This is a genomic window from Roseovarius sp. MMSF_3359, from assembly GCF_030733385.1.
Classification (GTDB): Bacteria; Pseudomonadota; Alphaproteobacteria; order Rhodobacterales; family Rhodobacteraceae; genus Roseovarius.
In genome coordinates this window covers 64,666-89,342 of the sequence record NZ_JASHJC010000011.1, presented here as the reverse complement: position 1 = coordinate 89,342, position 24,677 = coordinate 64,666, and the positions used below count along the sequence as shown (strand labels likewise).

Sequence of the window (24,677 nt, the reverse complement as noted above, 5' to 3'; positions counted from 1 at the left end):
TTGACCATCCGACTTGTGGCAAGAGTGTGGACTACACCCGTAAGGGCTCTTGTGATGAATTGGGATGATTGTCTCGAAGGATTGCTAATCCTTCGAGACAAGGGGTTTCCGTAGCGATTTATCGGTTCCGGCCGATGCGTTCTTCAACCATTTTGTTGAACTTTTTCGCGGTTTCTTCGTGCGCGACCATCTCTTCGCGGGTCACCTTACCATCGTTGTTCGTGTCGAGGTGTTCGAAGTGGCCGAGCATTGCGCCCTTGAAGTGCATGTTGTTGCCGTCATCTGGCATTTCGTGATGCCCCGTGACGTAGCCTTGATCGGCCAGGGCTGCACCGCCAAACATGATAGCTGAGATAAGCGTCACGAAGGTAGAAGTCTTGCGGGTCATGATTTAGCCTCTCGTTTTTCTGCTGCGAATGACCCAAACATGGCGGTGCAGGCTGATCCTGCAATGGCGGAGCCATGAGGATTTGTATCGATGTGTCTCACCGCTTTGTGATGTTACAATCGGCGACACTTTTCCTCGGCAAATCGCGAAGAAAAGAATAGGTTCGAGCTATGGCAGACACCCCGCACATAATGGTCGTTGACGACAGCCCAGAGATTCGAAACGCCGTTGGCAAATACCTCGAAAAAAATGGAATGCGCGTTACAAAGGCTGGCGATGCCGTTGAAATGGACGCTAAGTTGTCGAAGGGTCGATACGACCTGATAGTTCTTGATGTGATGATGCCAGGTGAGGATGGTCTTTCAATTTGCAGGCGACTGTCGTCGGAAGGAAAGCTGCCAATTCTCATGCTGACGGCATTGGATGAAGAGATGGATCGTATCGTCGGGCTTGAAATTGGCGCCGACGACTATTTACCAAAACCGTTCAATCCTCGCGAATTGCTCGCCAGAATAAAGGCGATCTTGCGGCGATCAAAACTACCAGAGCAATATGCTGGTAAACTCACTGGTAGCCAGATTTCCTTTTCGAATTGGGTATTGGATACAGATGCTCGTACGCTAACGTCAGAAGACGGCATTGAAGAAACACTGACAAGTTCCGAGTTTAAACTCTTGACTGTTCTCTTGGAGAGACCACGCGTTGTTCTAAGTAGGGATCAATTGCTTGATCTTACAGCTGGTCGCGCACCCACAGTATTTGACCGCACAATTGATAACCAGATAAGTCGCTTGCGCCGCAAAATTGAAAAGAACTCGGCGCGGCCCCGCATAATCACAACGGTTAGGAGTGGCGGTTATTGTTTGGCCGCGGATGTAAAAGAAATTAGTTGATGTCCAGATTGTTCAATAGCTTGCGTGGCCAATTGGTGTTGCTGATCATTGGGGCGCTTGTCGTGGCTCAATCAATCAGTCTTTGGCTGTTTGTCGACGAACGCAGCCTTGCAGTTCGCGCTGCAATCGGCGCAGAAGCGGCGGGCCGCGCCGCCAACATTGCATTGTTGATTGAAGAAGCGCCGCCGGAGCTTCGAACCTCTATCCTACGCGCGGCGGATTCACCTTTGGTGCGGTTCGAGATCGCAGACGAACCTACGGTGGATCATCTGGATCACTTCGATGGCGGTGCGGTGGAGGCGCGCATTCGCACGTTGCTTGGCCCTAGCGATACCCGGGACGTTAGAGTTGAATTGCACAAGGCAAGAAGCGTGTTGCCGTCGAATTCGAATGCCGAGTCTATTGCAAGCCACACGCATCCGAAGCTGATGCATGACCACTTTTCGGCAATTGAGATGACACTTTCTATAGAGCTCAGGGATGGTCAGTGGCTGAATGTCGACACAAGGTTTCAACGCCCGCCGTTGCAGTGGCCACTACTGTCGACATTGAGTTTCGGCATCACAGCGGCGATTATTCTAGCGGCGGTTTGCTGGTATCTACTCAGCCGTTTGACATATCCATTGCGCAGGGTTTCGGAAGCTGCAGAGCGTTTTGGCCGGGGAGAAAACGCAGATTTGCTTCCTGAAACTGGCCCACGGGAAATTCAAGAGCTGACGGCGACTTTCAACCAAATGCAAGATCGTTTGACACGGTTTGCAGCAGACAGGACACGGATCATGGCCGCGTTGGGACATGACCTTCGCTCTCCTTTGACTGCTCTTCGCGTTCGCGCTGAACTCGTCGATGATGATGAAACCAAAAATGCGATGATTTCCTCTATCGAAGAAATGCAGGAAATGGTTGAGACGACGCTGGCTTTCGCCAGAGGCATGGCCGTCTCCGAGCCATCTGAGTCAGTAGAACTGGGCTCGTTTCTGATTCAGCTAAAACACGATATGTTGAATAGCTTTGTGTTTAACGACGAAGATGCAGATGTCACACTTCGCGTTCGCCCAAATGCCCTGCGGCGGGCTCTACGCAATGTGATAGAAAACGCCATTCGATATGGAGGCGGCGCTGATGTGAGTATCAGCAGAGGTCAGGACATGGTGTCCATTGAAATCTGCGACGATGGTCCAGGAATTCCGGAAGAGGAAATCGAGGAAGTGTTTGAGCCGTTCTTTAGGTTGGAACGTTCCCGGTCGCGTGAAACAGGTGGCACAGGGTTGGGCTTGTCGATTGCGCGGACACTCCTGCGGGCCAGTGGCGGTGACATTACTTTGAGCAACAAACCGGAAGGCGGCGTACGAGCAAGAATAAGTTTGCCGACAGCTTCCTGATCGCCGAATTTATTCGGACAATAGTGCGTTTGGAATGCAGGTATTCTAGGCGAAGGATCGGATAGAGGCCGCATGAAGAGTGTGCCTTCTCGCCATTCAATGTTCGAGAAGAAATGTCACCAAGTCCTGGAGATCTTCGGCGGACATCGACCATCTCGGCATGCCTTTTCCCAGGCTAGTGCCATCTGGTTTGATGCCCTCTGTGATTGCGCGTCCCAAAGTTTCAGCCTTATAGCCTTCATGGCCGTGGTCGCTTTGCGAGTGTTCGCCGACAAGCTTTTCGGCTGCTATCGAAGGCGCAATTTGCCAAAAGTTAGGCCAAAGCCGACCTCCATTACGGTTTGTGCCATGACAATCCACACAGCCACCACTACCCATCATCTTCATATGATGATTACCGCCATACGGCTGAATCATGGAGCCCGATGCGCTACGCCCCGTGAAGTAGAGTTGTTCTCCATTGCTGGCGAAGGTGCTGGGCCAGTTTTTTTGGTCTTTATCTGGCGTAGTTGTTCTTGCGACGAATACTGCGAAAGCAACCAAGATGACAGAAGATGCAATCACGGCAACAAGAGCGGAATTCCTATTCAGCATAGCGAGTCTCTTCCTATCAGGTGGGATAGAAACAGATTGTTTCGGCGACTGACTATCAAACGCCCTTGAAATTGACTTTTCCTTCCAGCTCGATGGATTTTTCGATAGCTGCTTTCTTTTCGTCCGCGTATCGCCAACGGCCGAATTGCGCCACACCTATCCCGATGAAAATGATGATTGTGCCTGGCAGGAAGCCTGATCCTGGATCTTCTCCGAGTAGGATAATGGCTATTGAAATTGCGGCCACCGGAGAAAAGGAAGTGGCCAGGGCCACATCGCTCGCATTGGCGTATTTCAGTCCAAGGTTCCACGTAAACTGACCGATGATAATTACAAGAACTGCGTAGACCCATATCCATTGGAGAAGCACCGGCTGAAACATTTCGCTGAAGTGATGATGCGTGGAAAACAACACGTTGAACAAGACATAAATCAGGGTACCTAACACCGTGCGAAATATAGAAAACACGCCAAGGGGGATATGCTTCAAGGTTCTGCGTGCAATGATTGTGGAAACCGTAAAAGAAAGTGTCGCGACAACCGCTGCTATCTCACCTTGGCCTAGGACAAATCCAGTTCCATGATCTCTCAGCATCAGGATTACAATCGCTCCGACAAGTATGATCAGGGCGCCAAAAAAGCCCCAGAGATCGAGCTTTTCCTTTAGAAAAAACGCTGCCAACAGCATGAACAGAGGGGGGTCTATTCGTCCCGCGATGACGACATTTGTGACTGTGGTGTTTTCGAGGGCAAAAAAGAAAAGTCCCGGTGTTAATGCCGATGACAAGGTTGTTGAAATGACCAGGAATACCCAATCACGTGATGTAAGAGATCGAAGGTTTTTTGCCGTCCAATCCCGCCAGAAAAAAATGATCATGGGGATCAGAGAAATCAGCGAACCCAATACCAGCAGATTCGCGAAGGTGATGACGTTGTGCCCGTTAACGCGATTTGCATCACCAATTTGAACGAGCAATGTCACAACCGAATTGGATGCGGCATAGATTAAGACTGCAACCCAACATAGCGTAATACCCCAGAAGGCGGGGAAGGCCTTTTGCTTGACATCGCTTTCCTGCGCCACTGTTCAGCCGCCCGTGTTGAAACGCTGCAAGATCATTTGCGCGTGCTGCCGAGAGCATTTCCTCGGAAAAACTTTGGGTGAAATTCGGAATTCTTAGACGGTTCGTGACCGCCTTTGGGTCGATGGTGGCAGCACTGGATTAATCGCTGCCACCAATCAGTTCGATTATTTGAGTTTGGTGACGGTCAGTTTGCCATTCACACGTTCAGCGACAAATTCGATCTCCTGACCTTCCGACAACTGGGTCATGATGTCATCCTCGGCGCGGAACACCATGGTCATCGCCGGCATTTCGAGATCGACAAGTTCTTCGTGGATGATAGTCACTTTACCCGAGTCGGCCTTGATCTTTTTTACCACGCCTTTGGTATAGGAGTGTTTGGTTTCCGCTTGCGCCACTTCAATCGGCCCGTGCATTCCAGATTCGTAGTGACCGGGAATGAGACATGCGAACTCGAAGGTGCCTGCGTTGGCAAAGGCCCAGATGACTGTACCAGATTTCCCGGGGTCGAGACGCACCGAGTTGGGGTCATCGTGCTCCATATTCATCTTCGCCATGGCCTCCTTGTGCTTCACATTGCCTTCTTTCGTGTCGATGACAAATTCATGCTCCAGTTCACCCTTATTCGTGATGTTAAACTGGATTGTTTCGCCTTGTTTGAAACTGAATGCGCTTGGCTCGTAACTCATGCCACCATCATCGGTCTCGCGCATGGTAACATCGATGGTCCGTTCGACTTCGTCTGCTTTGCCCGGCTTGCCATAGGCCATCATCTTCATATCCATCATCATATCCATGGCTTCCTCGCCATGGCCGCCGCTATGCGTACCGGTTGCGAGTGCCGGTGAAGCTGCGAGTGCCGCAATAAGAGTCAGAATTGGAGCTTTCATTATATTTCCTTTCGTGGGGTTGCAGTTGTTGCGTTTTCAACTCTTGCGTTTGGTCAGAAGGGTTTTCGGATTGTCATTGCGGGTGAATTCCGGCAGTTCCCCGGTCCATTCATAGGCTTGCGTTCCCGGTGGGTTTTCGTACCAGCCAGGATCGGAATAATCGTCGCGATCAATACCCTCACGCACCTTGACGACCGAGAACATGCCGCCCATTTCAATGGGCCCGTACGGACCCCAGCCGGTCATCATTGGTACAGTGTTGTCCGGTATTTCCATCGACATCATCGCCATTTCGCCCATGCCGTTCGATCCCATCGGCATGAATTCCGGCTGGTGCTTGCGGATCATTTTCGTGAATTCGCGTTTGTCCGCCCCGATGAAGGTCGGAACGTCATGGCCCATGGCATTCATCGTGTGGTGCGATTTGTGGCAGTGGATGGCCCAGTCGCCGGGGTAGATCGCATCGAACTCATAGGCGCGCATCGCGCCCACGGGGATGTCGATGCTGACCTCGGGCCAGCGCGCCTCTTCGGGCACCCAGCCGCCATCGGTGCAGGTCACCTCGAAATCATAGCCATGCATGTGGATCGGGTGATTGGTCATGGTCAGGTTGCCCACACGCACGCGGACGCGGTCCCCTTGCCGAACGACAAGCGGGTCGATGTCGGGGAAAATCCGGCTGTTCCAAGTCCAGAGGTTGAAATCGGTCATCGTCATGACACGAGGCACGTAAGTGCCGGGAACGATATCGAACGCGTTCAGCATGATCAGGAAGTCGCGGTCGACCGGCATGAAGGTGGGATCTTTCGGGTGTACGATGAACATGCCCATCATCCCCATGGCCATCTGGACCATTTCGTCGCCATGCGGGTGATACATGAACGTTCCGGATTTCACCAAATCGAACTCGTAGATGAATGTTTTGCCCGGCGGAATGCCTGGATGGCTCAGTCCCGAAACGCCGTCCATGCCAGAGGGCAGGATCAAGCCGTGCCAGTGGATGGTGGTATGTTCGGGCAACTTGTTTGTGACATAGATGCGTACGCGATCCCCTTCGACCGCCTCGATGGTGGGGCCGGTCGACTGTCCGTTATAGCCCCAGAGATGGGCAATCATGCCATCGGCCATCTCGCGTTCCACCGGTTCGGCAATGAGGTGGAACTCTTTCACGTTGCCGTTCATCCGGAAGGGCAGGGTCCAGCCGTTCAGGGTGACGACAGGGTTGTAGTCCGGCCCCGTTGATGGGCGCTGAGTGATTTGGGTGGCCGCCGTTTCCATAATAGGAGCTTCGGGCAGGCCCATGTTCTGAGCCTTTGCCGCTGCGCCAGTGGCCAGGAGACCGGCACCGGCGCTCAGTAATTGGCGTCTGTTCATCATCAGTCTTCTCCTTATCTAGTGTGGGGCATCGCCACCGCCGGCGACATCGACGGCACCGGCGCCACCTGCGGCTCCGGCCCCGCCGCCATAGACTGCGGCAAGCATATTGGCGTCCGCGAGCCAGAAGTCCCGGCGGGCATTGGCTTCCATGAGTTTGGAGTTGAGCCGTGCGCGGGTATCGGCAAGCAGTTCGAACGTATTTGTGATCATGCCGCTGTAGCTTAGTAGCGCCTCTTCTTCGATGGTGCGGCGTAGCGGCAGCACGGCATCGCGATAGTGCCGGGCGATCTTGTGCGAACCCGCATAGGCGGCATAGGCGGAGCGTGCCTCCGACCGGACATTCACCGCCCGTTCTGCCAATTGATGCGCTGCAATCATGTATTGCGCCTCGGCCCGTTTCAGGCGGGCTTTGCCGCTGTCAAAGATCGGAATGGCGAATTCCAGCTCGATCTGTGGCGTGGTCCTTGTTTTCCGCACGCCATCCTCAAGTTCGCGCTCCGTTTCGAACCCGGCAATGAGTTCGAGGTCGGTAACAAACCGGGTGGCGTTTTCCATCCCTCGTGCCTGTGCATTTGCCTGCAGTTCAAGTTTGGCGATTGCCAGATCAACGCGGGCCTTCAGGGCTTCGGTTTCGACACCGGAGCGACTTCGAATATTTCCTGGCAGACGTGGAAGATTGTTCGGGACATAATAGTCTACTTCTGTGCCCCAAAGCCCAAGTTGGCGTGTCAACGCCTCTTTGGCCAATTGCGCATCAAGTTTTGCCTGCGCGCGTTGAGCGGTCAACTCGGCATAAAAAGCATGCTCGCGCGCTTGATCTGCCTTGTTCAGAAATCCCGTGTCGCCCAGGCGCGCCGCCAGTTCCGAGCCCGCATCCGCGGTGCTCTGGGCTTCCCGAACAAGCCCTGCCGCTTCGAAACCGGCCACCGCGTCGACCCACGCGCGCCTGGTCTCAACGGCGACGCGCAGGGTGTCTTCGACGGCCCTGAGTTGCGCCTGGGTGAAACGAAGCTCGGCAAGCTTTGTCCGATCCGGTTGGGTAAATACCGACAAAAGGTTGAAGGCGATCATGCCCTCAATGGCGCGATATGCCCCCAGCCCGTCGGCATTGATGCCCAACACCCCAAGCGAGACGACAGGGTTGGGTTGCATGATGCTTTGCCAGACATCGGCCGATGACACGCCCAATTCGGCGTAGCTCGCTTGTAAGCCACGGTTGTTGAGCAGAGCCACCTGGACCGCCGTGTCGGCGCTGATCGTTTTTTTGTGCACCAGGGCATGAACGCGTTTCGCGTTGGCTTCGATGTCCTGGGCAGACATCAACATGACGGCGTCTTTTCGTAGTATGCTTTTCGCAGACCCGCTGACCGCGCCAAAGCCGGCCCTGGGGTCTGCAAGTCGAGCTTTTTGTTCTGGTGTTGCGCAGGCGGACAATACGAGTGCTGCCGACAAGGTGAGGCCGATTTTGGATTTGGCACGCATCAGCTTTCCTCCTTTGCCGGAGATTGCTGATCGTTGAGTTTGCGCCAGTCTTCCGGACCTTTGACGGGCCGCGCGTTAAAATCACCCAACAATGCCGGGCCATGAACATGGCGTATCTGCGCGCTCTCGCTGCTCGCTGGGGCCAATACGTCTGCCGAAACGAGTTCGGGCGCTTTTGCGCAGGCCGCAAGGGCGAGCGGAGCCCCTAAAATAAACATAGTCTTCATGTGATAGTCCTGATCATTCCAAGAATGGATTTGGTTCCGGGCGCAGGCGCGCTGCGGTTCACTTGTTCCAACCCCGTTATTCGGGGGATCAGGTATTTGGAGGTCTGTGCAAGCTTTCTACACGTTCGATCACCTGCATGGTTTCAGAATTGTATTGAAGCTTGGTCAGTAACAAAAATGGTTCAGCCTGATAAGTGACGCCCTCTGCGAAAATCGCAGGGCACGCGTGAAACATACAACGCTCGTTGTCACGATCCGTGTCTTCGGCCGTCATATCAGCATCAGGTTCAATATCGCCCTCGTGTACAGCATCATGTTCACACGTATGACCAAGAACTTCTGCACAGTCGATCACGTGTGAAAATCCGATTGTTTCAGCCGTGATTCCATTTGTGCCCAACGACAGGGCAATCACGACAAGCCACAAACCTTTTAAAGAGCGTTTTACATTCATGAAATTGGAATATTATTTACATGCAATTCATCCAATAGAATTTTTGTATCGGTTTGTGTCAGTTGCCGCTCCATGAACCTGCAATTACGGTATCGATTCAGAAAGCCCATCAAGGACATGACGCAAAGTTTGAAAAAGTGATTGCCACCGAAAAAACATCCGACACGAGGTTTGTTCTCACGTCGTCCAGCTTTTATTCAAACGATTTTGGCATCAAACAACGTCTCAACGACTAGGCAATCCGGTGCATCGCCTTGTTCACATTGTGCAGCCATTTTGGAAAGTGTGCATTCGAGCCTACTCAGTGCCGTATCTTGTCCTTGAAGACGCTCTAGCGCTCCATCGTCATCGCGTGCACCTCGCCGCAGCTGACACCGTTTTGGTCCACCATGGTCAGCATCGTTCGGATCTCGCTGATGCTGAGTCCGAGTTCCCTGCCCGGTTTGATGAATGAGAGGCACTTGAGGTGATCGTATCTTTACCGTCGGTTGCCGCCGGCGGTCCGGTCGGGCTGTGGCATCAATTAGGTACGTTCGTAGTAGCGGATCGTCTCGATGTTCACGCCAGTCTCGCGCGACGTGGCGCCGATCGGATAGCCTCGAACCTTCGTAACCTCCGCCATCACGGACACTCCTTACATCTTTAGCAGCTACAGATGGTACGCAGTATGTCGCAATGGATCAATCGAGGACCCGAACATGACCTCGGACGCCAATACCGCGCCCGAGCAGGAATGCGATCTCGGAACGAAAGCCGCGACGGCGGGCGGAATTGTCCGGGCGTTCGTGATGACGTCTTGCCACATACTCGCTTTGGTCCTGTTCAGTCTGGGAGCCACCAGCGTGTGGATTGGCCAGCATGGCGCGCCCTATCAGGGCCAATGGCTCTTTTTCGTCTTCGCCGCTGCCTCGCTCGCATACGGGTTCTGGAAGGCGTACCGGCACGCCCGCCAAACCTGTTCCGACGGCAGCTGCGAGTGCCGGGTGAACCAGCCTTCGTGTTGTCGCTGATTGGATGATTGATTGTAGCGTTGGCTGGTTGTGCGCCGCTCTTATTGGTGCCTTCTTGTGCAGTCCTGGATCAGTCACTCTTACTACAACGCATGGACAACAGATAACCAGAATCTGATTGATTGGTTTGTAGATCGCGGCTCACCCGATCCGTCCCAAAAACGGAAATGCGTCAAGCATCCAATAGGATAATGCACTCAGTTGTCCCGTCATCATCGCGATCCCCATCACGATCATGACGGCACCGGCAGCTTGGTGAAGCCGTCGGCCGACTCGACCTATGGCGCGTAGCCGCCCAGCGATACGATCTGTGAAGGCCGCAACAATGAGAAATGGAATTCCAAGACCAGCGGAATAAATCGCGAGTAAAACTACGCCTTCGGAGATCGTCGCGCTGGCAGCGCTGGCCGTGAGAATTGCCCCTAGGATCGGGCCGATGCACGGCGTCCAGCCAAAGCCGAACGCAAGACCGAGCACGTAGGAAGCAGTCGGCTGACCGCCAGGGATGTCGAGATTGAAACGGAAGTCGCGCTCCATGACCGACAATCGCGTGGCGCCGATCATGAATAACCCAAACAGGATGATGATGGAGCCGCCAACCAAGTTCAACTCGTAGCGCCAACGCAGAAGGGCCTGCCCGAGCGCCGTCGCCGACGCGCCGAGCGCGATGAATATGGTCGAGAAGCCAAGCACGAAGCACATGCTCAGCCACACTGCGCGCGAGGTGGAAGCGGATGCGACACCGCCCTGGGCCGCCGTGCGTCCGGCAACGTAGGACACGTATCCAGGGACCAGCGGGAGGACGCAGGGTGACAGGAACGAAATCGCACCGGCCAGAAACGCTGCGGCCAGGCCAGGAAGAGAGACGTCCACCATCTACTTCCGCCCCCCGGAGAAGATTTGGCTCAACGGAAGCCTGATCGCCAGGAAATAGGAAGCAGACGGAACCACCATCCATTGCAACAGCGGCGTAAGACCGGCATCGAGTATCGGAACAACCGGCATGATGTCGCGATAGGCCCAGGCCGCGCGGATTACGATGTTTAGCCACTCGCTGAAGACCGTGTAGGCGACGCCAAAAACCACCGCTAGAAGCAGGACAGCTCCGGCCCGAGTTGCCGGCCAAGCCTGCCCACCGACGATGAATAGCGAGAGCAGCAGTGTGCTCATGGCGATCAGCAAGTCTCCGCCGGTGCAATGCACGACGGCAAAGACAATCTCGCTCCAACTGCCTTCGACCCAGATCGTGTAGAGCGGGATATGGGCACTTTCCCAGAGAAGGTGTCCAATGGCGGAATAGATGATGTAGCGCCGGATGACAGACAACCAGCTGGCCTCAGGCAGATCATAAACGTTGGTATTCGCGGTCATTCTTTCTGTTCGTCCTGCTTCAGCGCTCGTTGTCAGGCCGTTGACGTCGAGGATCATGTTGATGTGGTACGGTTGGTCTCAAGGCCAAGGTTTGGCCACTCCCGCGTGACGATCCGAAGATCAGGGTTGTCCTCGATCAGGAAGATCTTACCGTCTGGATTGCCCAGAACGCCGGCGTTTGTGTCGGACGTCAGGGCATCACTCACGCGTTTCTTGGCGGCAACCTGTTGTTCTTGGGCTACGGCTTGCGCCTCTTCCTGATAGTCTAAGAGGGTCTCGACCAGAACGTCCGGGTTCTCGCGGATGGTTTGCAGGATAAAGGCCCAAAAAGCCTCTTTCTCCGTTTGGTCGAGCGGGATGGATTTCTGAGTTGCAGCACCAAAAGGCGCAATCAGCATCCAAAGAAGGACCACCAGAAATCGAGTGGCCGGTGTTCTTGACATACGCATTCTCCATGTCGTGTCGCTGGGGGCGTAGGCCCCCGGCGATGGTCAATCAGCCCTTGTCCGTTGATGGCTGGGTTTCCATCATGGAGCCGTTCATCGCCTCCATCATTTCGGTGCAGGCCTTCATCATTGGGCCCATCTGCTGCATCATCTGCATCATGGGCATCTTGCCGGACATATCGCCATGCATCATGTTGCCTGACATGCCGTTCTCACCATCCATCATCTGGCCTGACGACCCGCTGTTGTCCTGGGCCACCACAGCGGTTGCCAAGAGAGTAGCCACAGCGGCAATGGCGCTCAGTTTCTTGATAGGTTTCATAAGTTTATCCTTCAGGTTTCCATAGGTTTTCAGGTTCAATCCCCCGGCAGGCCCGGTTCTACCGCCGAACCTTTTTTGTCGCAGGAGTCGGATTTGCACATTGCGCAATAGCCGAGCCCGCACATGACAGCGCAGGGAGCAAGGGCCAGGATCAGCGGAGCCGCCCCGATCGCCGTCACCCAACCCCAACTCAGGTAGAGTCCCGCACCTATGACTGCCATCGACAGGAGGATAAGGCCGCGGCGCCCCAGTTTGGGTCGCCACGGGCCTGCCCCTGATGTTTCCGTGTGCGGTGAAGTTTCAGACATTGGCTATTCACTCCTTTTCGTTAATGAAAGTCTGCATTTGTGAGATGATTTCCGGGCTATCCCATTCGGCCGGTCCAACCAGACGACCCAGTTCCTTCCCGTCGCGCCCGATCAAGACTGTTGTCGGTAATCCGAGAGCCCCGAAAGCAAGCATCGCACGGGTGCTGTCCGCCAGATACATGTCGAGGTGCTGAATGCGGATCTCATCGTAGAAGCGCCGGACGACCTTCAGTCCAGCCCGATCGATGGAGAGTGGCAGGACGTGAAAGTCGTCCCCGCCAAGACGGGACTGAAGCGCATCGAGGGTCGGCATTTCCTCGCGACACGGCACGCACCAGGTTGCCCAGATGTTGAGGAGCACGACCCTGCCCCGGAAATTTTCCAGTGTCAGATCTCGCCCCGTGCCGTCCACGAATGGCGGCGATAGCATCTCGCGCGGAGAGTCGTGCAGCCGCATCAGCGGCAATGCCTGGGCGGGCAGTGCGATGCCCAGGGCAGCTATACCGGCCATAAGTTCGCGCCGCTTCATGATCCGGACCCTCCTTGCAGGCGATGCACTACTGGAAGGATGTCTTCCTCCAATGAGCGGCGGTTGAAGGCCCCGATATGCTTGTAGGCGATCCGACCGTCGGCATCGATCACGAAGGTCTCCGGAAGCCCGTAGACACCCCAGTCAATGGAGACGCGCCCGTTTCTGTCAGCACCGATCTTCTTGTAGGGGTCGCCAAGCTCTTCGAGGAATGCCAAAGCCTCTCTTGGGCGATCCTTGTGGTTGATGCCGAAAATTGCGACGTCGTCGCGTGCGGCCAGTTCGTTGAGCAACGGCATCTCGACCCGGCACGGCACGCACCACGAGGCCCACACATTGACGATCGACACCTTCCCTTTCAGGTCAGAGGTCGAAAGGCCATCGGAGCGCCCCTCAATTGGTGGCAGCTCGAAATCGGGCACCGGTTTGCCGATAAGCGCTGACGGCAGGCGGTCATCATTGTTGAAGAGACCCCAGTAGAAGCCTGCGCCGATCAGGGCGAAGATCACGACCGGCAAAATGCTCAGAAGTCGACCCTTATGCCGACGCGGTTGCTCTGCGGCGCTCATAATTCACCTTTGTCGTTTGCCGAGACTTCGGCCTGAAACTCACGTTGCCGTTCGGGCCAGGTGCTTTTGATGTAGGCCAGGACATCGGCGATCTCGTCATCGGTGAGGATGCCCTCAAATGCCGGCATGTCGCTCTCATACCCCGGCACGACCGCCTGCACGCCGCCCTTAGTCACGATGAAGAGATTGCGGTCAGAGTGGTGCCAGGTGTGGCCCGTTTCATCGTGCGGCGGGGCCGGCATGCGGCCGTTGTCGAGGCGTCGCCGCCAGTCAGGCTGGCCTTCGAGATTCTCACCGTGGCAGGACGCGCAGCTTTCAGCGTAGACCCTTTCACCGGCCTCGAGGTCGGCCTCTGCAACAGGCTCTCCGAGAAAGGTCAGACCTTCGAGGGCTGCTGTCTCCGAAGATGACTGCGCCAGGACGACGCCCCCGATGACGGCCACGGTCAATCCCGCCAAACCAATGCCGGTTAGCCGTCTCATTTCGCCCCTCGTATATATTTGACCAAGGCGATTACGCTCAACACAAGTACGGCGAGAAGCAGCAGTAGAACCAACCCGCCGCCAAGCATCATCGCGCCCATCATTGGGCCACTCATCATCTCCATCCCCTCATTCATTGGAATAAACCGAAATACCGCCTTCGCCGAACGCATAGGTCTTTAGCGTGCCGTGCTTTTCACGCGCCATGCCGGGAGCGTTCGCTGGCATGCCTGGCAAGGTAATGCCCGTGATCTCGGGCCGTTCGCGCGTAAGGCGGTCGATGATGTCCACGGGAACAAGACCGCTGACATAGTAGCCTTCGATCTCGGCGAGGTGGCAGCCCAAACCCCTTTCCGGCACCCCGACTTCGACCGAGCGCTTGTCGAAGTTGCGGTCGTCGATGCGGGTGACGGTGAAGCCGTGCTCTTCGAGGTAGTCCGCATAAGCATCGCAGCACCCGCAGCCCGGATCGCGCCAGATCGTGATTTGCCTTGGCTGCTCTCCCGGTGCTGGAGCCGGGTCGGCAGCTCCTTGCGCCCAAGACAGGCTCGTTATGGCGGTCGCTCCGACGACACCGCCGCCGATCAGGCCAAATACCGTTCTTCTCTGCATTATTCTCTCCTTCATCCGGCCGCCGCGGCCCTCCAGGTTGCGCCGCCGTCGCGGCTGAGTTTCAGGGTGTCGCCGATGACAGCGGCAATATACGTTTCGTCACGCGGATGGACTGCGATGGCCGATGTGGCCTCTTCAGCCATGCGCGTCCAAACCACCCCGCCGTCCGCTGATGCCCAGAAGCCCGAAGGCAGCGCGGCATAGAGCCGTTCCGGCGCCGAGTGGCTGCTTGCCAGCGACAGTACCGGCTCGCCTTCTGGCAAGGGATTCTCGGGCGGGGGCGCATCGCCTGAGATCAGCGCATCCATCGCGTTACCCGGTTGGACGTCCTGCCAGCGACAGAAACAGTCGGGCACCCGCGTCAGCCCCATTTCGGTTCCTGCATAGATCCAGATGCCGCCCATGCCCGTCTCGAGATCGACGGAGGCCAGTGTAAGCGGATCAAGCTCGGCCTCTTTGAGCCAGGGGCGGTCCATCGCCAGCGTCCAGGTTTCGCCGGCGTCCTCGCTCTTGAATAGACCGTCGCCGCGGACCGCTGCATAGATCAGGTCGGGGTTCCGCGAAGCGATCGCGATGGCGTTCACGTCTCCGTTCGGAAGCCCGGCATTGCCGATGCGCCAGGTCGCGCCGCCATCTGCCGATAGTGCGACATCGCCCATTTCCAGTCCGGCGGCGACAAGGCCGGGGCGGTCAGAATGGGTGGCCAAGGCTAGGACCTTGCCGGGCGTCGCTCGCTCGACCCAGCTGCCGCCATTGTCCCCGCTGACGGCCAATGTAGAGCCGGCTGTCAACAGCACATCGCCGTCAAAGGCAAGCGCCCGGATTTTGTTGTCGCTGCCGGCTCGCGTAAAGCTCGGCATAAGCACAAGAGCTCCAGCGCCAAGAACCGACGAAAGAAAATCGCGGCGCGTGGGAAGCCGGGGTGTAGTTGCGGGTCTCAGTTTGCAATCTCCCATGTTCAGGCCACCCGGATCACGCCCATCATTCCCGCCGCCTGGTGCTCGAGAATGTGGCAATGAAACATCCAGTCGCCGGGATTGTCGGCGACGAAGGCGATCTCGACGCGTTCGCGCGGTGCCATCAGAACCGTGTCCTGCCACTCGCGATGCTCAGTCGGTGCCCCATCGCGGGTGATGACCCGGAAAGAGTGGCCGTGCAGGTGGATTGGGTGATGGAATGCCGTTGCGTTGGTCATCTGGATGACGTGACTTGCATCGCGTTCGAGGGTGAGGAAGGGATCGAGCATATGCCCCTCGGCCGCCTTGCCGTTGACGAACCATATGCCGCGCCCGTCGTGGCGCATGCCCATCATGCCGCCCCCCATCATGCCACCGGATTGACTGAGACCCATGTCGCGTTCGACCATCGCGCCCATCATGCCGCCGGTGAACAGCACCTCGTGGCGGCGCGCAGACGCCATATCCGGTTCCAGAAGCGGATTGTCAGGCAAGGCAATATCCCAGTCGGGTGCCGCGTCGCGCAGTGGCGCGCCCTCGTAGACGATATCGAGCAGCCGATACTCGTTATCTCGATAGGCCCGATCGACGAGTGGAACGTTCGAGTTCGTGGCGGTCGAACAATCCAGGATGACATCGGCCCGCATGGCGGGACCGAGCACGACCCGCCCGCCGGGCGCTGCATGGGGTGCCACAGGCTGGCCATCCAGCGCGATGATGCGAGGTTCGTACTCGCCGAAGTCGAGCGCAAAAATGCGGGCATTGGCGGCGTTGATCAGCCGCAGACGGATACGTTCGCCTCGTTGCACTACGAAGCTCTCGGGAATCTGCCCGTTGATCGTGACCGTGTTGCCCAACCGGCCCGCGTGGCTCATATCCATGGCCGCGCCAAAGTCGTCCGAGATTGCGGCATCCTGCGTCAGGCGCCAATCGTCGAGCACCCAGGTGATGTCGCGGTCGACCTGCGGCGCGTTCGGTTCCTCGATGATGAGAGGTCCGTAGAGCCCCCGTCCGACCTGCTCGAAGCTGCGCTGGTGCGGGTGATACCAAAAAGTTCCTGCATCGATTGCGTCGAACTCGTAGGTGAAGGTTTCACCAGGTGCGATTGGTCTTTGGGTCAGGTGCGGAACGCCGTCCATCGCGTGCGGCACGCGCAGCCCGTGCCAGTGGACCGTGGTTTCCTCGGCCAGTCCGTTCGTGACATCGATGCGCATGCGGTCGCCCTGCCGAACCCGCAACTCGGGGCCGGGAACTTTGCCGTTATAGCACCACGCCGGCGTCTCAGGGTGAGGTTCGGGGACGAGCTGTGCGCGGCTAGGCGCGGCACGCAACGAGAAGCTGCGAGTCTTCGTCTCGGCGAACGATGGCATTCCAAAGGCGGCGGTCGCCATACCCGCCCCCGAATATGCGATGAACGAACGGCGCGTTAGAGCCGGATTGGATCGGTTGAACATGTACTTGCACTCTCTGATTTTGCGGTCCACCGGCATGGAGGTCTGTGGAGCCGGTGCGATTGTGTTGTGCGACTGCGCTGAAGCGCGCAGTTGGCACAAGTCGACACATCAAGCGCGATCAGGCGCCCGTGTGTCGGATCAGAGGTGGAATCGAGGAGGTTCTTTGGCCGGAGGACCAGTGATGCTATGCGCAACCCGCTCAGGCATCCGGTCGTGTGTGATGGACGTGGCGACGTGGCCCGTATCTGCAGAAATGACCGGAACGGCGGCCATCACTGTTACGTTGCACACGAAATCGCAAATCGCGCCCTTCAGTCCGGCCTCCGGATCGCCGCACGCGTCGCAATCGTCCATCCCGGACATCCCCGCGTCCACAGTGATCATCGTGGAGGCCATGGCAGCCGATCCCGCCGAATGCGCCACTGCGCCCACGGCGAAGGCCGTAAGTGCAACAAAACAGAAGAGGCGGACGAAAAACTCCATAACTTTAACTTACTACTGCACTGATTGAATTTCCAGCATCTGCTGGTCGCGTTTCTGTGAAGAGTGATCCGATGTCCGCTTGTCGCCTTCGTTCGAGATGTGCTGCGCCAGATCGTTCAGGATTGGGCAATCGGGCCGCCTGTCGCCCTGGCATCGCTTGACAAGGTCGCGAAGCGTCGCGCTCAGCGACTGCAGCTGCTCGATCTTTCGATCGATGCGCTCCAGATGCGTTTTGGCAATGGCCTTGACGTCAGAATTCGACCGTTCGCGGTCCTCGTAGAGTGAGAGCAGCGCCCGGCATTGCTGGATGCTGAATCCTAGCGAACGGGCCCGGCCGAGAAACGCCAGTTTGTTCAATTCGCGATTTCCGAATTCACGATAGCCATTCTCGCGGCGAGGCGGCTGAACCAGACCTATGTCCTCGTAGTATCGGATCGTTTTGGCGGGCAGCCCGCAGCGTTCGGAGACGTCGCCTATGTTCATCGGGTGCGGTCCTTTTCTTCCTCGGACCGATAGATAGGACTTCCACCAACTGGAAGGTCAAGCTCAAAACAAATTTCGACGCCGCTTGACCTTCCAGTTGGTGGAATTCCCATATTCCACTTGTCAACTGCTGGAGACGAAAATGGAAGATGCACGAGAAACCGTCGAGACCCATCGGGATCCGGTGTGTGGGATGGAAGTCCGAGTGATGAGCAACACCCTGAGTTTTGAAGACGCAGGCGGCACCTACTATTTCTGCTCCGCGCGCTGCCGCGAAAAGTTCGCGGAGTCTCCGGAATCATATGTTTGCGGTGGCCCCGCTCCTGAACCGATGCCCGACGGAACAGTCTACACCTGTCCGATGCACCCTGAGATCGAGCAGGTCGGTCCCGGCGACTGCCCGATCTGCGGCATGGCGCTGGAGCCAAAAGATATTCAGACAGTCGATGAAGGCCCCAACCCGGAACTCGTCGATTTCACCCGACGGTTCTGGATCGGGACGTTCCTGACGGTTCCCGTCGTCATCCTTGCCATGGGAGGTTATGTCGGACTGCCCGTGCGCAGCTGGATCGGCGAGGGATTGGCGCACTGGCTCGAACTGATCCTGGCCACGCCGGTCATTCTCTGGTCTGGCTGGCCATTCCTGGTGCGTGGCTGGAAAAGCTTTCGCACCATGAACCTCAACATGTTTAGCCTGATTGGTATGGGTGTCGCCGCAGCATGGGTGTTCAGCACTGTCGCCATAATTACGCCCGGACTGTTCCCGAGCGGCTTTCGCGATGCTGACGGCAATGTCGGCGTCTATTTCGAAGCGGGCGCGGTGATCGTGGTTCTGGTGCTGCTCGGCCAGATTCTGGAACTGCGCGCCCGCGAGCGGACAGGTTCGGCCATTCGTGCCCTGCTCGACCTCGCGGCCAAGAACGCCCGTGTGATCCGCGAGGACGGATCGGAAGAAGAAGTGCTGCTGGAGGAGGTGCAGATTGGTGACCGGATCCGGATCCGTCCGGGCGAGAAGGTGCCGGTTGACGGTGTCGTCGTCGATGGGCGTTCGTCGGTCGATGAATCGATGATCACGGGTGAGCCGGTGCCTGTCGAAAAGGTCGAAGGTGATACGGTGACAGGGGCGACCATCAACGGCACAGGCAGCCTCGTGATCGAAGCGAAACGCGTGGGCAAGGACACGATGCTGGCACAGATCGTCGAGATGGTGTCGGCCGCACAGCGGTCCCGTGCCCCCATTCAGAAGCTCGCAGACGCCGTGGCCGGCTATTTCGTTCCGGCGGTGATCGTGGTTGCGATCGTCTCGTTCGCCGCCTGGTCGATCTGGGGACCGTCACCTGCACTCGCCTACGGTCTGGTTTCCGCCATCGCGGTCCTTATCATCGCTTGCCCCTGCGCGCTTGGTCTCGCGACGCCGATGTCGATCATGACCGCGACTGGGCGCGGGGCACAGGCCGGCGTTCTGATCAAGAATGCGGAAGCTCTGGAGGCGTTCGAGAAAGTGGATACGTTGATCGTCGACAAGACAGGCACGCTCACGGTGGGTAAGCCGGAGCTGTCCGCCGTGTTGCCGGAAGACGGACATAACGAAACCGAGGTTCTTCGATTGGCTGCCAGCCTCGAGCGCGGCTCCGAGCACCCGTTGGCCGAGGCGATCGTGCGCGGTGCCGAGGTGCGCGGCTTGAAGCTGGCCAATGCCGACGACTTTGAGGCCGTTACCGGCATGGGGGTGAAGGGCACCGTGGACGGCAAGCCAGTGGCCCTTGGCAACGCCAAGATGCTCACCGAACTCGGTATCGAGGCGCTGGCCACAACCGAAGTTGCCAACGCCCGTCGCGACGAAGGTGAAACGGTGATGTTCGTGGTGGTCGAGGGCACGATTGCCGGTCTCGTGAGCGTGGCCGATCCGATAAAGGAGACTACGCCCGCCGCACTGAAGGCCCTGCACGACCTCCGCATCCGGATCGTCATGGCCACCGGAGACAACGATCGCACGGCCAAGGCCGTGGCGGGACCGCTCGGAATCGACGAGATACGCGCGGATGTGCTGCCCGAGGACAAGGCGCGCATCATCCGCGAGCTCCAGGCCGAGGGCCGCAAGGTCGCCATGGCCGGAGACGGAGTAAACGACGCGCCTGCGCTCGCACAGGCCGATGTCGGGATCGCCATGGGCACCGGCGCTGATGTCGCGATTGAAAGCGCCGGATTCACGCTCGTGAAAGGAGATCTGATCGGGCTGGTCCGAGCGCGGCGTCTGTCCCTGGCGACGATGCGGAACATCCGGCAGAATCTGTTTTTTGCAATGATCTACAACACGGCTGGCGTACCGGTTGCCGCCGGGGTGCTCTTCCCGTTCTTTGGTCTTCTGATCTCGCCGATGTTTGCGGCCGCCGCGATGAGCCTTTCGTCTGTCTCGGTGATCGGGAATGCACTCAGGCTCCGATCGGTGCGCCTCTAGCGCAGAGTAGGCATCCCAAATGGGTTCACGGCAAAACCTGATTTCCACTCACTTGAGTAGAGCGCACACTTCGCACTTAACACTTTCTTGCATTCTGCTTCGAAGAAAGATGCCGGCCCATTCCTTCTTCGAACGCAATACGCGGACGGAGGCGCATTGGAACCTAGACAACAATCGGCGTCCAAGCACCGAAGGCTTTCGGTGGTCATATTCGTCTCGCAGGAAAGCGATCGACCAAACCAGCGCACCAAGAGTAGCTGCGGCAATCAGAAGACCGATGATCATAATCACGGAAGACATCCAAGACCTATTGACCTTGGCGCTTGTCATGGCCGAACAGCGGAGCCTCGCTGGTACAAACGCCATTGCGCTCAAATTCCAGCGTGGAATGTGTAATCCTGAATTCTGCACCAATTTGCATCTTTAGCTCTGCCTTTATCTGCTCCAACCGGTCCCATGCAGCGTCTTCGACGACGACATGGGCATCGAGCGCTGGTGCATTCTCTTCCATCTGCCACAAGTGCACATGGTGGACGTCGCTCACGCCATCTGTTTGGCGCAGAACGGCTACCACCTCCCCTCCGTCGATGTCCGGCGGACTTCCGAGCATAAGCGTCCGGATCGGGCCACCAATCTCAGCGAATGCCAGGTACAGAATGTAAATCGCGATCCCAATTGTGATCGCGGGATCAACCCAACGCATGTCGTAGAGGATGATCAGCGTGCCGCCGACGATCACGGCGACCGAGGCCAGAGCGTCGGAGAGGTTGTGCAGGAACAAGGCGCGTATGTTCTGGCTGCCCTTCTGCATCGAATAGGTCAGCGCCGCCGTCAGGGCGTCGACCGCCAGCGCCAATCCCGCGATGATGACGACAGTCCACCCTTTCACCTCGGGCGGCTCGATAAGGCGCATGCCACCTTCATAGATGAGATAGAGACCAATAACGATCAGCGTCGTGTAATTGATCAATGCAGCCACGGTCTCGATCCGACCATAGCCGAAGGTCATCCGTTCATCGGCGGGCCGTCGCGCAATCTTGCGGGCCGCAAAGGCAATGACCAGCGCCGCCATGTCCGAGAAGTTGTGCAGCGCATCTGCGATTAAGGCGAGTGAGCCCGCGAAAATGCCGCCCACGATCTGGGCGACCGTCAGAAGACCGTTGGCCCAAATCGCAATTGCCACGCGGCGGTCCCCGCTGGACGGGTCCAGATGGGCATGGCTGTGGCCGTGGTGGTTATGCGGCATGGGTCTCTCCCTCATGCTGGTGTGCAATGGAGGCGTCGGGTTTCAGGCGGCCCGCGCGGAAAGCCCGCACGCGCGCATTCATCCAGTGCCGGATGATGTTGCGATAGAGCCAACCACGCAAACGCCCAAACTTCTGCTCATGTTCTGCATAGAAGGCGTCGGGCGTGTCGAACGTTCCAAAATCCTGCACAATCCCGGTTTCCTGGATGTAGGTGTCCTGCCCGGTCCAATCGACGGGCGGCGCGCTCAGGCAATCCGTTCCGGCGCCGAAACCGCATAGGCTCTCGCGGTCTGCAAACGACGATTGCAGAATCTTCAGAAATGCGCTGTCAAGAATGAAGCCTTCAAGGTTGATCCATGTGCCATCCAGCTCGACCTCGATCCACGAATGAAGGATCTCTTCCGGCGCGATCGGGTAGACCAGTTCCGGCACCACGCCGCGCTGAAGGCCCTTGTGGATCGTGAACCCGTGGATCCTGCACTTTATCCCCACCGCCCGAAGGAGGGCCATCAGCAGCGTCCCTTTGGTGTTACACTGCCCGTAGCCATCGGATAGCACCTCGGATGCTGGAATGTCGTCGGCGCGGTTGTATCCGAAGGCGATCTCGTTGCGCACAAAGTCATAGACAGCTCCGATTTTGTCGGTGTCGGACAGATCACGCCAGCCCCGTCCTTCGATGAGCCGCGCGATGGAATCCGCCCCAAAATCCAGGATCGGAGTTGCCGTTAGCAAGGGGAGTTCATGTGACACAATGGGTCTCCTCGAATCTTTCGAGGATATAGGTAATTGCTACAGTGACTGTAGGTTCAAGAGAAAATTTCGAAAAGTTTGTCGCGCTTTTTCAGATCCCAATTTGATCATGCTCAGTCAAACACTCAGAATGGTCTCTAAGCACTTCAAGGACACGGCATTGCGCGGCGTTACCGCCGCTACATTCCTTGACCATGCGCTTCAGTTCCGCGCGCAACGCTTTCAACCGTTCCATCCGCTGCTCAACGAGTTTCAATTGGCGGCGCGCGATTTCATCGGCTTCGTGACATGGCCGGTCAGGCGCGTCCGACAAATCAAGCAACTCCCGGATCGCGTCGAGAGGAAATCCCAACTGTCTGCTGTGTCGAATGAATGCGAGGCGATCGAGTTCAGCGTTACCATAGCGCCGTTGCCCGCCTTCGGTCCGACCAGGTTCCGGCATCAAACCAATCTGCTCATAATACCGGATCGTCTGAACCTTGGTGCCAGTTCTCTTCGCGAGTGTCCCAATTGTGAGCATGTCGAAACCCCGTTAATCCTCTAGTTAGTGTAGATTTGTCTCACCGGTCTCGCAACCGCAGAACTCACGTTTTGGCGATCTCCGGCGCGCTCCTAAGAAAACCACTTGAACCTACAGTAGCTAGAGGATGTAATCCAGCTAAAAATTAAGAATCACACACAGGCGGAACAACGTGCGTCTTTCAGGCATACAAAAGGTTCTATTGGGTCTGGCAGGCACAGCGCTTCTTGCCTTTGGGGGTTTTCAGTTCGTCGGCAACCGGGCCGCTAGTGACGCGGATATGTCTGATCCTGCTTTCCGCGCCGCGTTCGAACTGACAGATCACCAGGGAATGATCCAGACCGAACGCGACTTTGCCGGGCGGTGGATGCTCGTCTTTTTTGGCTTTGCGAACTGCCCGGATGTCTGCCCAACGACACTCGCTGAAGTTGCCGCCGTCATGGAAGACCTGGGAACGGATGCGGAGAAAATACAGCCGATCTTCATCTCGATTGATCCTGAACGCGACACACCAGATGCGCTGGCCGAGTTCGTGCCCTTGTTTGATGCAGGCATCATTGGGCTGACCGGCACACCGGACCAGATCGCAGAGACGTCCGAGACCTTTCCGATCTTCTTTGAGCGGATCGAAGAGGCCTCCGCGCCAGATGGCTACACAATGGGCCACACATCGCACCTGTTCCTGTTCGATCCCCAAGCGGGCTTCGCAGACTCCTGGGCTTACGGTACTCCCGCCGAAGAGATCCTCGCCGATCTAAGAGAGAGGCTCTGATCAAGATGAACCGCATATACGGAGAAACGGCCCTCGGGTTGGCCTGGGTAATCGCGCTTGCAGCCTCGCTGGCGGTTCTGTTCATTGGCGAGGTGCTCGGGCAGACGCCCTGCCTGCTCTGTTGGTTCCAACGGGCCTTCATGTTTCCCCTCGCCATCGTGCTAGGACTTGGCCTCTGGTGGCGCGATGATCGCGTGGGCCGGTACGGGGTTGCGCTTGCAATTGGCGGCGGTGCCGTCGCGCTTTGGCATCTCGGGCTTTATGTCGGTGTCATCCCGGAACGGATTCAACCCTGCACCGCAACCGGTCCCTCCTGCACGGACGACAACCAATTGGTGTTGGGCGTCCCAATCCCGCTGATGGCGCTTGCTGCTTTTGCCGCAATCGCGGCGCTGTCCGCCCTTTCGTTAAAGGACAAACACGCATGAACCGTCGTGGCCTCATTCTCTCTGTCGCAGCCATAGGTGCCGCCGCTTTCGGCGGAGCAACTTGGTATGTAAACCGCCCTGCCCCGGTATCCGAGACAGAAGCCGTCGCCCCGGAATTGGCAGAAGCTCTGATCCGGCCTTACTCTCCTATTCTTGGTCCGGAGGACGCGCCCGTAACCATCGTCGAGTTTTTCGATCCCGCCTGCGAGGCCTGCCGGGCGTTTCATCCTATTGTGAAGGACATCATTGCTGAGCATGGCGATGCCGTGCGCGTCGTCATCCGCTACACGCCGTTTCACGGTGAGGGCTCCGAAGTAGCTATCCGCGTTCTTGAGGCCGCGCGCATGCAAGGCGTCTTCGAACCTGTATTGGAGGCTGTCCTGCGGGATCAGCCCCAATGGGCTTCTCATGGCGGCATGCGGCCGGAGTTGCTGATCGGGATAGCAGCATCTGCCGGACTGGATCCGGAAGCAGCGCAAGCGCAACTTCTCGCGCCACAGACAACCGGCGTTCTCAACCAGGATCGAGCAGATGTAGAGACTGTCGGTGTTCGCCAAACACCGACCTTTTTTGTCAATGGCATGCCGCTGGATCCATTTGGCGAAGCGGAATTGCGCCGTTTGGTAGCAGCTGAAGTCGCGGCGGCCCAAAGTTGACCAGTGAGAAAGAAGGGAAAACCAAAGTGAAGACAGTAGTCTATGGCCT

32 protein-coding genes are annotated in these 24,677 nt (G+C 57.3%); 7 read left to right on the top strand and 25 right to left on the bottom strand.

Translation table 11 applies throughout. The features are described from left to right. Positions 1-118: 118 nt before the first annotated feature. On the bottom strand, positions 119-388 hold the full coding sequence (locus RBB29_RS15910; RefSeq protein ID WP_306115019.1) for a hypothetical protein: 270 nt from the start codon (positions 386-388) through the stop codon (positions 119-121). A gap of 170 nt (positions 389-558) precedes the next feature. Here RBB29_RS15910 and RBB29_RS15905 point away from each other — a divergent pair, with 170 nt between their 5' ends. Together RBB29_RS15905 and RBB29_RS15900 are read left to right on the top strand one after the other, a co-directional pair. Continuing rightward, positions 559-1,281, top strand: coding sequence for a response regulator (locus RBB29_RS15905; protein ID WP_306115018.1), 723 nt, complete (start codon positions 559-561; stop codon positions 1,279-1,281). Continuing rightward, a complete protein-coding gene (locus tag RBB29_RS15900; RefSeq protein ID WP_306115017.1) occupies positions 1,281-2,663 on the top strand; it encodes an ATP-binding protein in 1,383 nt (460 codons plus the stop codon). Before RBB29_RS15905 ends, RBB29_RS15900 begins: the two co-directional genes overlap by 1 nt. A gap of 96 nt (positions 2,664-2,759) precedes the next feature. Here RBB29_RS15900 and RBB29_RS15895 read toward each other — a convergent pair whose 3' ends face one another. From RBB29_RS15895 to RBB29_RS15855, 9 genes are all read right to left on the bottom strand, one after another. Further along, on the bottom strand, positions 2,760-3,257 hold the full coding sequence (locus tag RBB29_RS15895) for a c-type cytochrome (protein ID WP_306115016.1): 498 nt from the start codon (positions 3,255-3,257) through the stop codon (positions 2,760-2,762). 55 nt (positions 3,258-3,312) lie between these two features. After that, positions 3,313-4,341 (bottom strand): DMT family transporter, encoded by a 1,029-nt coding sequence (locus RBB29_RS15890; RefSeq protein ID WP_306115015.1) that lies wholly within the window; start codon positions 4,339-4,341, stop codon positions 3,313-3,315. 165 nt (positions 4,342-4,506) lie between these two features. Beyond that, complete coding sequence (locus tag RBB29_RS15885; RefSeq protein ID WP_306115014.1) at positions 4,507-5,232, bottom strand: copper-binding protein; 726 nt, start codon at positions 5,230-5,232, stop codon at positions 4,507-4,509. Positions 5,233-5,268: 36 nt separating this feature from the next. Then, positions 5,269-6,609, bottom strand: a complete 1,341-nt coding sequence (locus RBB29_RS15880; protein WP_306115013.1) for a multicopper oxidase family protein — start codon at positions 6,607-6,609, stop codon at positions 5,269-5,271. A 15-nt stretch (positions 6,610-6,624) separates the two neighbouring features. Further along, entirely contained in the window at positions 6,625-8,091 is a 1,467-nt protein-coding gene (locus RBB29_RS15875) for a TolC family protein (RefSeq protein ID WP_306115012.1), read from the bottom strand. Further along, positions 8,091-8,318, bottom strand: coding sequence for a hypothetical protein (locus RBB29_RS15870; protein ID WP_306115011.1), 228 nt, complete (start codon positions 8,316-8,318; stop codon positions 8,091-8,093). Before RBB29_RS15870 ends, RBB29_RS15875 begins: the two co-directional genes overlap by 1 nt. Positions 8,319-8,406: 88 nt before the next feature. Continuing rightward, positions 8,407-8,772, bottom strand: coding sequence for a hypothetical protein (locus RBB29_RS15865; protein WP_306115010.1), 366 nt, complete (start codon positions 8,770-8,772; stop codon positions 8,407-8,409). Between the two features lie 331 nt (positions 8,773-9,103). Next, positions 9,104-9,172, bottom strand: a complete 69-nt coding sequence (locus RBB29_RS15860) for a hypothetical protein (RefSeq protein WP_306115100.1) — start codon at positions 9,170-9,172, stop codon at positions 9,104-9,106. A 123-nt stretch (positions 9,173-9,295) separates the two neighbouring features. After that, a complete protein-coding gene (locus RBB29_RS15855) occupies positions 9,296-9,394 on the bottom strand; it encodes a MerR family transcriptional regulator (RefSeq protein ID WP_306115009.1) in 99 nt (32 codons plus the stop codon). Positions 9,395-9,470: 76 nt separating this feature from the next. Between RBB29_RS15855 and RBB29_RS15850 the strand changes: the two genes are divergently transcribed. Continuing rightward, on the top strand, positions 9,471-9,782 hold the full coding sequence (locus RBB29_RS15850; RefSeq protein ID WP_306115008.1) for a mercury transporter: 312 nt from the start codon (positions 9,471-9,473) through the stop codon (positions 9,780-9,782). 141 nt (positions 9,783-9,923) lie between these two features. Here the strand turns inward: RBB29_RS15850 and RBB29_RS15845 are convergent, their stop codons facing one another. The 12 genes from RBB29_RS15845 to cueR form a co-directional block, all read right to left on the bottom strand. Then, positions 9,924-10,658 (bottom strand): cytochrome c biogenesis CcdA family protein, encoded by a 735-nt coding sequence (locus RBB29_RS15845; RefSeq protein WP_306115007.1) that lies wholly within the window; start codon positions 10,656-10,658, stop codon positions 9,924-9,926. Then, positions 10,659-11,153: a hypothetical protein gene (locus RBB29_RS15840; RefSeq protein ID WP_306115099.1), complete on the bottom strand. Its 495-nt coding sequence runs from the start codon at positions 11,151-11,153 to the stop codon at positions 10,659-10,661. A gap of 53 nt (positions 11,154-11,206) precedes the next feature. Continuing rightward, positions 11,207-11,596 (bottom strand): hypothetical protein, encoded by a 390-nt coding sequence (locus RBB29_RS15835; RefSeq protein WP_306115006.1) that lies wholly within the window; start codon positions 11,594-11,596, stop codon positions 11,207-11,209. Between the two features lie 52 nt (positions 11,597-11,648). After that, a complete protein-coding gene (locus tag RBB29_RS15830) occupies positions 11,649-11,921 on the bottom strand; it encodes a hypothetical protein (protein ID WP_306115005.1) in 273 nt (90 codons plus the stop codon). Between the two features lie 315 nt (positions 11,922-12,236). Further along, a complete protein-coding gene (locus RBB29_RS15825; protein WP_306115004.1) occupies positions 12,237-12,758 on the bottom strand; it encodes a TlpA disulfide reductase family protein in 522 nt (173 codons plus the stop codon). Further along, positions 12,755-13,327: a DsbE family thiol:disulfide interchange protein gene (locus RBB29_RS15820; protein WP_306115003.1), complete on the bottom strand. Its 573-nt coding sequence runs from the start codon at positions 13,325-13,327 to the stop codon at positions 12,755-12,757. The genes RBB29_RS15825 and RBB29_RS15820 overlap by 4 nt, the downstream gene beginning before the upstream one ends. Further along, the gene (locus RBB29_RS15815) at positions 13,324-13,809 is read right to left on the bottom strand and encodes a c-type cytochrome (protein ID WP_306115002.1); all 486 of its coding nucleotides are present in this window, start codon (positions 13,807-13,809) and stop codon (positions 13,324-13,326) included. Before RBB29_RS15815 ends, RBB29_RS15820 begins: the two co-directional genes overlap by 4 nt. Positions 13,810-13,938: 129 nt before the next feature. Beyond that, positions 13,939-14,421: a DUF411 domain-containing protein gene (locus tag RBB29_RS15810; protein WP_306115001.1), complete on the bottom strand. Its 483-nt coding sequence runs from the start codon at positions 14,419-14,421 to the stop codon at positions 13,939-13,941. Between the two features lie 11 nt (positions 14,422-14,432). After that, positions 14,433-15,281, bottom strand: coding sequence for an exo-alpha-sialidase (locus RBB29_RS15805; protein ID WP_306115000.1), 849 nt, complete (start codon positions 15,279-15,281; stop codon positions 14,433-14,435). A 98-nt stretch (positions 15,282-15,379) separates the two neighbouring features. After that, positions 15,380-16,768, bottom strand: coding sequence for a multicopper oxidase family protein (locus RBB29_RS15800; protein ID WP_306114999.1), 1,389 nt, complete (start codon positions 16,766-16,768; stop codon positions 15,380-15,382). Positions 16,769-16,969: 201 nt separating this feature from the next. Beyond that, entirely contained in the window at positions 16,970-17,314 is a 345-nt protein-coding gene (locus RBB29_RS15795) for a hypothetical protein (protein WP_306114998.1), read from the bottom strand. Positions 17,315-17,326: 12 nt separating this feature from the next. Further along, a complete protein-coding gene (gene cueR, locus RBB29_RS15790; RefSeq protein ID WP_306114997.1) occupies positions 17,327-17,797 on the bottom strand; it encodes a Cu(I)-responsive transcriptional regulator in 471 nt (156 codons plus the stop codon). 142 nt (positions 17,798-17,939) lie between these two features. Between cueR and RBB29_RS15785 the strand changes: the two genes are divergently transcribed. After that, positions 17,940-20,255 (top strand): heavy metal translocating P-type ATPase, encoded by a 2,316-nt coding sequence (locus tag RBB29_RS15785; protein ID WP_306114996.1) that lies wholly within the window; start codon positions 17,940-17,942, stop codon positions 20,253-20,255. A 307-nt stretch (positions 20,256-20,562) separates the two neighbouring features. On the opposite strand, the gene RBB29_RS15780 is transcribed toward RBB29_RS15785, so the two are convergent. The 3 genes from RBB29_RS15780 to RBB29_RS15770 form a co-directional block, all read right to left on the bottom strand. Next, positions 20,563-21,501, bottom strand: a complete 939-nt coding sequence (locus tag RBB29_RS15780; RefSeq protein ID WP_306115098.1) for a cation diffusion facilitator family transporter — start codon at positions 21,499-21,501, stop codon at positions 20,563-20,565. Then, positions 21,491-22,252: a transglutaminase family protein gene (locus RBB29_RS15775; RefSeq protein ID WP_306114995.1), complete on the bottom strand. Its 762-nt coding sequence runs from the start codon at positions 22,250-22,252 to the stop codon at positions 21,491-21,493. The genes RBB29_RS15780 and RBB29_RS15775 overlap by 11 nt, the downstream gene beginning before the upstream one ends. 91 nt (positions 22,253-22,343) lie before the next feature. Continuing rightward, a complete protein-coding gene (locus RBB29_RS15770) occupies positions 22,344-22,772 on the bottom strand; it encodes a helix-turn-helix domain-containing protein (protein ID WP_306114994.1) in 429 nt (142 codons plus the stop codon). 172 nt (positions 22,773-22,944) lie between these two features. Between RBB29_RS15770 and RBB29_RS15765 the strand changes: the two genes are divergently transcribed. Genes RBB29_RS15765 through RBB29_RS15755 form a run of 3 tightly spaced genes read left to right on the top strand, consistent with a single transcriptional unit; the run spans position 22,945 to position 24,628 of the window. Beyond that, positions 22,945-23,544 (top strand): SCO family protein, encoded by a 600-nt coding sequence (locus tag RBB29_RS15765; protein WP_371931513.1) that lies wholly within the window; start codon positions 22,945-22,947, stop codon positions 23,542-23,544. 5 nt (positions 23,545-23,549) lie between these two features. Further along, entirely contained in the window at positions 23,550-23,972 is a 423-nt protein-coding gene (locus RBB29_RS15760; RefSeq protein WP_306114992.1) for a disulfide bond formation protein B, read from the top strand. Beyond that, entirely contained in the window at positions 23,969-24,628 is a 660-nt protein-coding gene (locus RBB29_RS15755; protein WP_306114991.1) for a thioredoxin domain-containing protein, read from the top strand. Before RBB29_RS15760 ends, RBB29_RS15755 begins: the two co-directional genes overlap by 4 nt. Positions 24,629-24,677 lie beyond the last annotated feature (49 nt).

Coding starts and splice junctions, on each gene's coding strand:
- RBB29_RS15850 (WP_306115008.1), top strand. CDS start 9,471: ATGACCTCGGACGCCAATACCGCGCCCGAGCAGGAATGCGATCTCGGA.
- RBB29_RS15760 (WP_306114992.1), top strand. CDS start 23,550: ATGAACCGCATATACGGAGAAACGGCCCTCGGGTTGGCCTGGGTAATC.
- RBB29_RS15840 (WP_306115099.1), bottom strand. CDS start 11,153: ATGACCGCGAATACCAACGTTTATGATCTGCCTGAGGCCAGCTGGTTG.
- RBB29_RS15910 (WP_306115019.1), bottom strand. CDS start 388: ATGACCCGCAAGACTTCTACCTTCGTGACGCTTATCTCAGCTATCATG.
- RBB29_RS15785 (WP_306114996.1), top strand. CDS start 17,940: ATGGAAGATGCACGAGAAACCGTCGAGACCCATCGGGATCCGGTGTGT.
- RBB29_RS15870 (WP_306115011.1), bottom strand. CDS start 8,318: ATGAAGACTATGTTTATTTTAGGGGCTCCGCTCGCCCTTGCGGCCTGC.
- RBB29_RS15825 (WP_306115004.1), bottom strand. CDS start 12,758: ATGAAGCGGCGCGAACTTATGGCCGGTATAGCTGCCCTGGGCATCGCA.
- RBB29_RS15895 (WP_306115016.1), bottom strand. CDS start 3,257: ATGCTGAATAGGAATTCCGCTCTTGTTGCCGTGATTGCATCTTCTGTC.
- RBB29_RS15875 (WP_306115012.1), bottom strand. CDS start 8,091: ATGCGTGCCAAATCCAAAATCGGCCTCACCTTGTCGGCAGCACTCGTA.
- RBB29_RS15810 (WP_306115001.1), bottom strand. CDS start 14,421: ATGCAGAGAAGAACGGTATTTGGCCTGATCGGCGGCGGTGTCGTCGGA.
- RBB29_RS15795 (WP_306114998.1), bottom strand. CDS start 17,314: ATGGAGTTTTTCGTCCGCCTCTTCTGTTTTGTTGCACTTACGGCCTTC.
- RBB29_RS15805 (WP_306115000.1), bottom strand. CDS start 15,281: ATGCCGAGCTTTACGCGAGCCGGCAGCGACAACAAAATCCGGGCGCTT.
- RBB29_RS15780 (WP_306115098.1), bottom strand. CDS start 21,501: ATGCCGCATAACCACCACGGCCACAGCCATGCCCATCTGGACCCGTCC.
- RBB29_RS15800 (WP_306114999.1), bottom strand. CDS start 16,768: ATGGCGACCGCCGCCTTTGGAATGCCATCGTTCGCCGAGACGAAGACT.
- RBB29_RS15755 (WP_306114991.1), top strand. CDS start 23,969: ATGAACCGTCGTGGCCTCATTCTCTCTGTCGCAGCCATAGGTGCCGCC.
- RBB29_RS15900 (WP_306115017.1), top strand. CDS start 1,281: ATGTCCAGATTGTTCAATAGCTTGCGTGGCCAATTGGTGTTGCTGATC.
- RBB29_RS15905 (WP_306115018.1), top strand. CDS start 559: ATGGCAGACACCCCGCACATAATGGTCGTTGACGACAGCCCAGAGATT.
- RBB29_RS15855 (WP_306115009.1), bottom strand. CDS start 9,394: ATGGCGGAGGTTACGAAGGTTCGAGGCTATCCGATCGGCGCCACGTCG.
- RBB29_RS15845 (WP_306115007.1), bottom strand. CDS start 10,658: ATGGTGGACGTCTCTCTTCCTGGCCTGGCCGCAGCGTTTCTGGCCGGT.
- RBB29_RS15770 (WP_306114994.1), bottom strand. CDS start 22,772: ATGCTCACAATTGGGACACTCGCGAAGAGAACTGGCACCAAGGTTCAG.
- RBB29_RS15880 (WP_306115013.1), bottom strand. CDS start 6,609: ATGATGAACAGACGCCAATTACTGAGCGCCGGTGCCGGTCTCCTGGCC.
- RBB29_RS15865 (WP_306115010.1), bottom strand. CDS start 8,772: ATGAATGTAAAACGCTCTTTAAAAGGTTTGTGGCTTGTCGTGATTGCC.
- RBB29_RS15885 (WP_306115014.1), bottom strand. CDS start 5,232: ATGAAAGCTCCAATTCTGACTCTTATTGCGGCACTCGCAGCTTCACCG.
- RBB29_RS15815 (WP_306115002.1), bottom strand. CDS start 13,809: ATGAGACGGCTAACCGGCATTGGTTTGGCGGGATTGACCGTGGCCGTC.
- RBB29_RS15830 (WP_306115005.1), bottom strand. CDS start 11,921: ATGAAACCTATCAAGAAACTGAGCGCCATTGCCGCTGTGGCTACTCTC.
- RBB29_RS15820 (WP_306115003.1), bottom strand. CDS start 13,327: ATGAGCGCCGCAGAGCAACCGCGTCGGCATAAGGGTCGACTTCTGAGC.
- RBB29_RS15835 (WP_306115006.1), bottom strand. CDS start 11,596: ATGTCAAGAACACCGGCCACTCGATTTCTGGTGGTCCTTCTTTGGATG.
- cueR (WP_306114997.1), bottom strand. CDS start 17,797: ATGAACATAGGCGACGTCTCCGAACGCTGCGGGCTGCCCGCCAAAACG.